The sequence below is a fragment of the Spiroplasma sp. Moj genome (assembly GCF_016082285.1).
In the GTDB taxonomy this organism is placed as follows: Bacteria; Bacillota_I; Bacilli_A; order Mycoplasmatales; family Mycoplasmataceae; genus Spiroplasma; species Spiroplasma phoeniceum.
The window spans coordinates 1-4,264 of sequence record NZ_MQTY02000086.1 but is presented as its reverse complement, the minus strand read 5'-3'; the positions used below and the strand labels follow the sequence as shown (position 1 = coordinate 4,264).

General features: G+C 26.4%; 5 protein-coding genes. 3 read left to right on the top strand and 2 right to left on the bottom strand.

The features are described 5' to 3' along the window. Positions 1-425 precede the first annotated feature (425 nt). Positions 426-1,532 carry a flavodoxin-dependent (E)-4-hydroxy-3-methylbut-2-enyl-diphosphate synthase gene (gene ispG / locus BST80_RS04275; protein WP_415746112.1) on the top strand — a complete coding sequence of 369 codons (1,107 nt, stop codon included), beginning with the start codon at positions 426-428 and terminating at the stop codon, positions 1,530-1,532. Positions 1,533-1,736: 204 nt separating this feature from the next. On the opposite strand, the gene BST80_RS04270 is transcribed toward ispG, so the two are convergent. Next, positions 1,737-2,210 carry a dual specificity protein phosphatase family protein gene (locus tag BST80_RS04270; protein ID WP_400249101.1) on the bottom strand — a complete coding sequence of 158 codons (474 nt, stop codon included), beginning with the start codon at positions 2,208-2,210 and terminating at the stop codon, positions 1,737-1,739. Between the two features lie 2 nt (positions 2,211-2,212). After that, positions 2,213-3,139, bottom strand: a complete 927-nt coding sequence (locus tag BST80_RS04265; protein WP_415746111.1) for a deoxyribonuclease IV — start codon at positions 3,137-3,139, stop codon at positions 2,213-2,215. An 83-nt stretch (positions 3,140-3,222) separates the two neighbouring features. Between BST80_RS04265 and BST80_RS04260 the strand changes: the two genes are divergently transcribed. Both BST80_RS04260 and BST80_RS04255 read left to right on the top strand, forming a co-directional pair. Next, entirely contained in the window at positions 3,223-4,002 is a 780-nt protein-coding gene (locus BST80_RS04260) for a hypothetical protein (protein ID WP_415746110.1), read from the top strand. Further along, positions 3,986-4,204: a hypothetical protein gene (locus tag BST80_RS04255; protein WP_415746109.1), complete on the top strand. Its 219-nt coding sequence runs from the start codon at positions 3,986-3,988 to the stop codon at positions 4,202-4,204. The genes BST80_RS04260 and BST80_RS04255 overlap by 17 nt, the downstream gene beginning before the upstream one ends. Positions 4,205-4,264 lie beyond the last annotated feature (60 nt).

The following is a 4,264-nucleotide window of genomic DNA, read 5'->3' as shown; positions in this document are numbered from 1 at the left end:
ATTTCTGACATAAATTAAAATAATTAATGACATTTTGATAAATATAATTTATTTCTTTTGTAAGTTTTTGTTGTAAATATCATTTTTTTATTTTTCGTTGTAATGAATATAATTCATTTTCAGTTGGAATGCTTGTTACCATATACTTTTTCATTTTAATCTCCATTCTAATTTAAAGACTAAATCAGTGGTCTAAAATGTATATGGTTTTCACATGAAAAACTAATTTTAGTCTTGTATTTCTTTGCATTTAGTCGTATGATTATTTTGAAATTATTTTAAAGGATTTAGGTAACAATTTTGTAATAAATTAAAGTACTGGGTTGTTTATTAGTGGAATTTTAATCCCCTACTGGTGTTTAGAATTTCTCCCACCATTTACAATAACATACCAAAAAGATTAAAAAGATAAGGACGTGCAAAAAATGAATAAACGAAATAATACACGAAAAGTAATGGTTGGTAATGTTCAAATTGGCGGACAAAATAAAGTTGTTATTCAGTCAATGACTAACACAAAAACACACGATGTTGAAGCTACTTTAACGCAAATCAAGCAACTATATCAAGAAGGTTGTGAAATTGTTCGAATTGCTGTTTTAGGAAAAGATGATGCTGCTGTTTTAAAAACAATTGTTGAACGTTCTCCTTGTCCATTAGTTGCAGACATCCATTTTAATTATGAATTTGCTTTAATTGCTGCTGATGCTGGTATTAGTAAAATTAGAATTAACCCAGGAAACATTGGGAGTATTGAAAATACAAAAAAAGTTGTCGAAAAATGTCTTGAAAAAAAGATTCCAATCCGAATTGGGGTTAATTCTGGTAGTTTGCCATTAGATCTTGTCAATAAATATGGTTGAACTCCTAAAACAATGATTGAAAGTGCTCGTCGTCATATTGAAATTTTAGAACATGTTGGTTTTTATGATATTATTTTATCTTTAAAAGCAACCGAACCATTAATGGCAATTGAAGCTTATACCTTAGCTAGTCAAGAATGAAATTATCCCCTTCATCTAGGGATTACTGAAGCTGGTAGTCATAATACCGGAACAATTAAATCATGTAGTGGTTTGTCACCGCTTCTTTTTAATGGTATTGGTGATACGATCCGAATTAGTTTATCAACTGATCCAATAGCGGAGGTGGAAGTTGCTAAACGAATGTTAAATTCATTAGGACTTTATGATAACATTGTTGATGTAATTGCTTGTCCAACATGTGGTCGTTTAGAATATGACCTTTTCCCCGTTGTAAAAGAATTAGAAGAATATACAAAAGATTTAAAAATTCCATTAAAAATTGCCATTTTAGGTTGTGTTGTTAATGGTCTAGGAGAAGCTAAACAAGCTGATTTAGGAATTGCTGGTGGTAAAAATGGTGGAATTATTTTTAAAAAAGGTAAAATTTATAAATCATGTAAACAAGAAGATCTTGTTCCAGAATTAAAACTATTAATTGATGAATATTATCAACAATGACAACAAAAAAAACATTCAACAATAATAAAACCTTTTATGATAAAATAAAAATTGGAAAGAAAATAGAGGTGAATGATATGAATATGTGTTGTCCCGCAAAAAATCATGATTGTTTTTCGTGTCGTACTTGTAGTAAACCAAAAGTTGGTTGTCGTTCTTGCTTAATTTGTATTTCTTGTACAGATTGTGTTAATAAAAAATGTGAGTGTTGTAAAAATAAACGTTAAAAAACTAGGTAATTACCTAGTTTTTTTAATTCGAAATTAAGTGACTATATGGAAACTCATTTAGCAAAAAATCAAACCAGCCTGGATTTGGATTGATATAGGGATAAATTCGTTCAAATTGCTCCAATGCACTATCAAAGTCATCATGATTAATGTATCCTTTTGCTACTAAATTCATAAAAACAATTGATGCACTACGGTTAATTCCTCAAACACAATGAACATAAATTTTTTTATTTTTAATATTATTATCAATAATCTTTAATGCTTGAATTACAATATTACGATCTAATTCTTGTAATGTTGGATAATCCTTAAAATTAAAATAAACATGTTTGTCATCAATTCAAAGATATTCTTGATTATCATTTTTAATATTATATTTTTGAATTTGTTCGCGATAAATTTCTTCAGCACAACTAATTACTAACGCAGCATCTTGTGGAACACTATGACGATCACCAAGATACAAATTATCGATAATTTTCTTTGCGGACATTTTTATTCTCCTAAATCTATTTTTATTTTACCATTTTGTTGAAATGGGTCAGTAAAATGTTTTGCCTTAATCATTGCAATTTCATCCTTATAAGGAGCAAATGCATGATTCTTTTCTCCTACATATGGTGTCTCTAAAATCTTAATCATCCCATCTAATTTAGGATGATAAATTATTTTTAAAAGGGTTTCAAATCCCAAGTAACCATAACCAATGTTTTCGTGCCGATCTTTATGGGCATTTAAAGGATTTTTACTGTCATTAATATGTAAACATAATAACCGGCTTAAACCAATTAATTGCTCAAATTCTATAATAATATCATCTAATGCTTCTGTCAAGTGATAACCAGCATCATGCATATGACAAGTATCTCAACAGATTCCTAATTTATCATTTAATTTAACATTATCAATAATATATTTTAGTTGTGTAAAATTTGTTCCTAATTCGCTTCCTTTACCAGTCATTGTTTCTAAAGCAATTTTTGCTTTTTGATTAGGTGTTAAAACTAAATTTAATCCTTCAATAATGCGATATAATCCAACTTGTTTTGGTGCACCAACTGCGCTTCCAGGATGTAAAACAATTGTTTTAATTCCAATTTCATCAGCACGAGTAATTTCTTTTTTTAAAAACTCAACAGCTATTTCAAAAGTACTAGGATTAGTTGTGTTTGCTAAATTAATAATATAAGGAGCATGAATAATAATATTATTGATATCAAACTGATGTTCTTTTAATTGTTGATAAAATTCTGGAATAAAAAATTGCTCCGTACTAACGCGAATAGTATTTTGGGGTGGTCCCGTATAAATCATCATTGCATTAGCATTATTATTTAAACTTTCATTTAAAGCACCAAGCAAATAATTTTGCTGCTTGTTCATACTAACATGACTTCCTATAATTAAATTATAATCTTTCATTTTAAGGTCTCCCTTTTTTTCTAATTAATTTTATAATATCATATATAAGATAAGAAAAATAACTTATTTATGAAAGGATCAAAATGATTAACGAAAAAAACATTGAAAAAAATAAACTAACAATTAGTCAAATTTACCAAAAAATTATTATTAAAAAGAATGATAAAATTGTAGCTTGACAAGGAATTAATCTATTATGCTTGTTAAGTTTAATTTTTAATTTTTTGTTAACAATTTTTAATTTTGTTGCAGCATATAATCTACATTTTACTATGCGCAAAGCTGTCTTCTTACCTCTTGGTATTGTTTTTTTACTAATAACTTTAATAAATTTTATCTTATTAATTTTTGTTAAAAAACATCATAAAAGATTAATTAATCAACTTAAAATTAATTTAAATAAAACATTATTAATTAATATCTATAATGATATCTTTAAGACCATTTTTAAAACATTAACAATTAGTGATATTAGTTCCCAATGAACAATTACACCGAATAATCTGCCACACTTATCTGATTTTAAAGTAAATGACAATATTATCATTGGCCAATATCACGGTTATAATTTTAACTTTGGTTCTATTAATCAAGCAACAACTACGGTTGTTGTTAATCTTCAACCAAATTTAATTCCGAAACCTTATAACCTTCAATATTATCGTTATTTATTTTTAACAATAACTGTTCTTTCTCTTAATGATCAAAATTTTGAAATTACACTAAAAAATAAATATCAAAAAAATAACTTAATTTTTGATAACTTTTTTTGATATGACCAAACTAATAAGGATTTAACATTAACTCTTAAAAACCTTATTCTAGAAAATATGACAACAACAAAAAATGATCCCAAATATTAAAGTAACCAACCAAACATGATCATTTCAATTAGCAACTAGTGCAATAAATCATAGTAAAGATAATTATAATAGTTTATTAAATATTAGAATTACTTTAAATGAAAAAGTCATGTTAAAGAATATTTTACTAATGCTAAAACATGACTATGAAATATTACAAAAAGGGTTTGTCTGATTAAATTTAATTGCACAAAAAGATTAATAGACTTCTTGCATAACCTATTAAAATAATTGTAAATATTTTTAAAAAGATACTAATAGC